The 4,832-nt window shown below is 43.6% G+C and carries 6 protein-coding genes and 1 pseudogene; all 7 read left to right on the top strand.

Annotated elements, in window-relative coordinates; all coding sequences use genetic code 11:
• A partial coding sequence (locus VK958_RS02640; RefSeq protein WP_325238797.1) for a DUF815 domain-containing protein occupies positions 1–364 on the top strand: 364 nt, incomplete at its 5' end.
• A gap of 5 nt (positions 365–369) precedes the next feature.
• A complete protein-coding gene (locus VK958_RS02645) occupies positions 370–1,329 on the top strand; it encodes a Nudix family hydrolase (RefSeq protein ID WP_325238798.1) in 960 nt (319 codons plus the stop codon).
• Positions 1,330–1,387: 58 nt separating this feature from the next.
• Entirely contained in the window at positions 1,388–1,765 is a 378-nt protein-coding gene (locus VK958_RS02650; protein WP_325238799.1) for a septal ring lytic transglycosylase RlpA family protein, read from the top strand.
• 683 nt (positions 1,766–2,448) lie between these two features.
• The gene (locus VK958_RS02655; RefSeq protein ID WP_325238800.1) at positions 2,449–3,372 is read left to right on the top strand and encodes a putative phage abortive infection protein; all 924 of its coding nucleotides are present in this window, start codon (positions 2,449–2,451) and stop codon (positions 3,370–3,372) included.
• 85 nt (positions 3,373–3,457) lie between these two features.
• Positions 3,458–3,946, top strand: coding sequence for a hypothetical protein (locus VK958_RS02660; protein WP_325238801.1), 489 nt, complete (start codon positions 3,458–3,460; stop codon positions 3,944–3,946).
• A 46-nt stretch (positions 3,947–3,992) separates the two neighbouring features.
• Complete coding sequence (locus VK958_RS02665; RefSeq protein ID WP_325238802.1) at positions 3,993–4,421, top strand: DoxX family protein; 429 nt, start codon at positions 3,993–3,995, stop codon at positions 4,419–4,421.
• A gap of 189 nt (positions 4,422–4,610) precedes the next feature.
• Positions 4,611–4,832: pseudogene (locus VK958_RS02670) on the top strand (hypothetical protein); the annotation flags it as partial.

Here is a 4,832-nt window from a genome sequence, read left to right on the forward strand (position 1 = left end):
GATTGAAAATGCCTCATCAAATTTGCTGGTCTACGCCACCTCCAACCGTAAAAACCTGATGCCGGAATATATGGCCGATAACCAGCCGGTGCTGGAAAAAACCGGCGAGATCCGCCCGAACGACACCATTGATGAAAAAACCTCATTGGCGGAACGCTTTGGCCTGTGGCTATCTTTCTATAGTTTTGATCAGGATGAATACCTGAACATTGCCGAACACTGGCTGCAAAGCTTTGGTGTCAGCATGGATGACACTGCACGTCATGCCGCCTTGCAGTTTTACCACACCCGCGGTGCCCGCAGTGGCCGCGTCGCTTTCCAGTTTGCCAAGGATTACGCAGGCAAACTGCAACTAAAGTCTTAACGCATATGGCAAAACTTGTACAAGTTGCGGTCGCAATATTAATCCGGCCAAATGGAGAGTACTTACTCGCCAGCCGCCCACAAGGTAAAGGCTGGGCAGGCTGGTGGGAGTTTCCCGGCGGCAAGATTGAAGCTGGCGAAAGCCCTGAACACGCATTAATTCGCGAATCGCAGGAGGAGTTAGGCATTACCCCGACCCAGATACAACCATGGATCAAACGGCGTTATGACTACCCCGCTACGCATGATGCTGAAGCCAAAACAGTGTTGCTGCATTTCTTTTTTGTCAGTGAATGGCACGGTGAATTGCAAGCACGAGAGGGTCAGCAATTTGCCTGGCAACATCCGCAAAAGCTCAATGTCAGCCCGGTGCTGCCTGCGAACGCCCCTATCATGCAGGCGCTTTCATTGCCCTCTGTGTATGCCATCAGCAATGTGCAGGAAATGGGGCAGCATGCGTTCTTGCAAGCATTAAAAAAACAGTTGGATCAAGGCCTGCAACTACTGCAAGTCAGAGAGCCGCAACTCGAGGAAGATAACCTCACTCAGTTGAGCACAAAAGTCTTGTCATTGTGCGCGCCTTACGACTGCCGCTGTTTGTTAAATAGCAGCCCGGAGCAAGCCGTGCAACTCGGCTACCAGGGCGTGCACCTTAACAGCCAACGCCTGATGAACATGATTACTAAGCCAGATAACCTGCTCATTGGCGCTTCCTGCCACGATGCTGAGCAACTGCAAAAAGCACAAACCCTGCAACTCGATTTTGCGCTACTATCGCCTGTGTTACCGACACGCAGCCACCCGGAAGAGACTGGATTAGGCTGGGAAAAATTTGGTGAAATGCTAAATGGTCTGGAAATATCGGTCTATGCGCTGGGCGGCATGTACCTAAAACACTTGGCACATGCTCAAGCCTGCGGTGCACGCGGCGTCGCTATGCAGCGAGCGATCTGGATACAACCATAACTGGATCCACCTTGCATCGCATCTGTCTTCAAAACATAAACTCAAAGCAGGGATTAAATTGACAAGGTATATTTTAATTTTTATCGCTTTCGTTATTAGTGGATGTAGCTCCCTCAGCCCAAGGTCCAATGCAGACTGGGTTGGATACAAGGAAAGTGGAAAGGCGTCATATTACGCCAACAGCCACCAGTCAAAAAAGACTGCGAGCGGTGAGCTATATAAACAGGAACTCAAAACTGGCGCTCATAAAGTATTGCCATTTGGTTCGCTGGTTAAAGTGACGAATACCGATACTGGTAAAACGGTCACTGTCAAAATCAATGATCGTGGTCCTTTTGTAAAGGGACGGGTCATTGATCTTTCAAAATCTGCATTCAGTGAGATCGGCAGCATTTCAAACGGTGTTATTGACGTGCAAATTGAGGTTATCGAGTAGTAGCTTACTCCAGCGTTAGGTCTCACATAACTCAAGTGATTTAGGGCATTTCGGTCAAAGTAAAAATGATTTTTTAATAAGAGAAATTGCTTGATTAACAGTCTTTACTCTGAGCCCATAGTCCCTTGGTTTTTTCTCAATCATCTCTACCACCATCTTATAGCTATCAAGCGCCAGTTTCCGTACTACCTTTTTGATTGGTTGTTGGCGACTTTATAAGTTTCTTTATGCTCTGTCGCAAGGCTAAAGCATGTTCATACACCAACCGCTCTTCGGCCTTGCATTCCTTCCGTCCCACTAAAGCCGACTTCGCGTGAATTTGTATATTAGGGCTTCATGAGTAGAATCAGCAAAATAACTTGTTGCAAACTATGCGCCCTGAGCTTTATCTTCTCACTGTTGGCATAGGAACCATCTTTCGGATTATAAGGAAAGTGTTAACTGGTCATGGCCTTGACTACTACAAAACCTTTGAAGGCTTTCAATTTGATTACATCGGCGCTTTAATAGCAATAGGCGCTATGATTTAGCGTTGCTGTGGCGTCTCTGATTTATTACTTTGACCCGCTAAGCAAAGAAGAAGTATGAGATTCAAGACAATTAGCCCTAACCCATCCGTCAATTGCGACGCGTTAAAGCGCGCTCCTAGTGTCAAACGTTAGGCACCAATTTTTGAGAAAAGTATGAATCAGCCGATCAAAGCAATAAAAATAATTTGCATACTCTTTGCCGTAGCTTCACTAGTGACAGCCATATTTATTTTATTTAACGATATATATTTCAATACAAGTCTTAAAATTGACGCAGAACTGGCCGCAAAGTTTGGTGATTTCTTTGGCGGCTTCGTTGGAACTATTTTTACAATATTCAGCGTTCTCCTCTTAATTTACACAATAACATCTCAGCATTTAGACACATCAAAAAACGGTACGCGTGATCGATTCTTCAAGATGCTTGATTATCACAATGAAAACATTAGAAACATACGCGCGCCAAGCATTGAAACAAAAAAGAGCGAAATTATTGAAGAAGGCAGAAGAGCCTTTGTAGTCTACAAAATCCAATTAAAGCGATTGCTTCAGGCAGTTACAGAAATTGAAAAAGAACTAAACATTAATTTAACTGATGCACAAAAAATCGATATCGCTTATATATGCTTCTACTATGGCCAAAGCGATACATGGATAGACTTTATAAGACAAAAATTATCATTTCATCAGGGAGGAATAGTTATAGCTGAAATGATGCTTGCAAAGGTCAATGCCTGCAAAGATTTAAAGCTCGGGAGAACAAACCAAACGGAGCTAAGTAGTTACTTTAGAAATATGTATAACGCAATAAAACTAGTGGACAGCGACAAACATCTTTCCAATAGTGAAAAAGTTGATCTGGTAAAAATCTATAGAGCGCAGCTTTCAAATCCGGAATTGTATATATTATTTTTTAATTTAGTTTCTAGATTTGGCAAAAAGTGGAATGAAAAAGGCTATGTAGAAAAGTACGAACTACTAACGAACCTACCTCTGGCTTATTGTGATGGTTATGATCCTAAAAAATACTTCAACATACATTTCGAAGAAGACGAGATTCATCCTTGGGCAAAGTAAAATGTCTAACCAGTGGTTAAAACCATTCGCTTCGCTCACTGGGATGGGCTAAAGCCAGCCCTTAACCACACGCTAGGTCATTCAAATGTCAGTTGATAATGCTATTTCAGACTTACACAAGACTCACCAAACTGGTCAGGAAAAATATACTTACTTCTTGCTTGCAGCAGCAGGTGCGGCAATTGGTTTTGCAGTTCAAAAAACAGATGGCCTTGTTTTAACTTGGTGGTTATTACCTGTTGGTTTGGCAACACTTTGCTGGGGTTTAAGTTTCTTTTGTGGTTGTAAAAATGTTGTTTGGGTTCAAACATCAATATCAGCAAATTATGCTTTGCTTCAACTAAAGCAGGGTTCACATCCTGACCAACCTCCGCACCCAGAGCTAGTTCAGGCGGCTATCAGTGGTGTTCATAATGCTCTAGCAACAAATGGCAATAAAGCCCAGTTTTATGGTGCTTGGCAATTTCGGCTTCTAATCGCAGGCGCTATATTGTTTATAGTTTGGCGGATTGCAGAAATGGTGCGTATCTCATCTGCAAGCCTAATCCATATTCAAGCGGGACTTCTAACATAACCCCTTTTTAACGTAGCCATGAGTACAAACTTCGGAAAACCTAAGAATGCAGTCTACAAATACTGAGAAAGTTCAACATTCAAAACTTGGGTTTACCAAAATACTGGCGCTCGCTTTTGTTTTCTTATGGTTTTTTATTGGTGGAATTGCGCATTTTGCTTTTACTGAACTGGAGATGAAGATTGTGCCTCCCTGGTTGCCTGCACACAGGGAGTTGGTGCTGATTAGTGGCGTCTTTGAATTGGCAGGTGCTATCGGGATTTTATTTGCCCGCACACGCCGCATTGCTGGTTGGGGACTGATTCTGTTAACTATTGCAGTGACACCTGCTAATATTTTTATGTTGCAAAACGCCAGCCAGTTTCCCGAGGTACCTTATTGGGCGCTAGTCGCTCGCCTACCTTTGCAGCTTTTGTTGTTATTGTGTATTTGGTGGGCAACCAAGCCTCCTAAACCAAATCTTAAGCATAAGTAAATAAAACCCACATTGCTGTCCCAACGCTACAATTTATTTCTCGATAAAGCCTGATAACTTTAGACGTATCGAAACGCTTATTGCCTTGCAGGATAGAGACAGGAAGTTAATTTTTTTTGAAGGCCTTACCTACTACCAAAGCATGATTAGCTAACTCCGGCACCTTCTCTTTAGGCTACAATCGTTATCATGTACGAATCAAAAAATAAGCCACCTATTCCACATAGACTGTTCGCCAAGCGTGTGGCGCTCCATGCTGTAATAGCTATTGGTTTGTTGCTGCTTTCACTGGCTATAGGGATGGCGGGCTACATGCATTATGAGCAGCTCGCGTGGCGTGATGCCTTTTTAAACTCGGCAATGCTGATGGGTGGCATGGGGCCTGTGGATGCGCCAAAAACAGATGATGGA

The organism is Methylophilus sp., from assembly GCF_035460085.1.
GTDB lineage: Bacteria > Pseudomonadota > Gammaproteobacteria > Burkholderiales > Methylophilaceae > Methylophilus.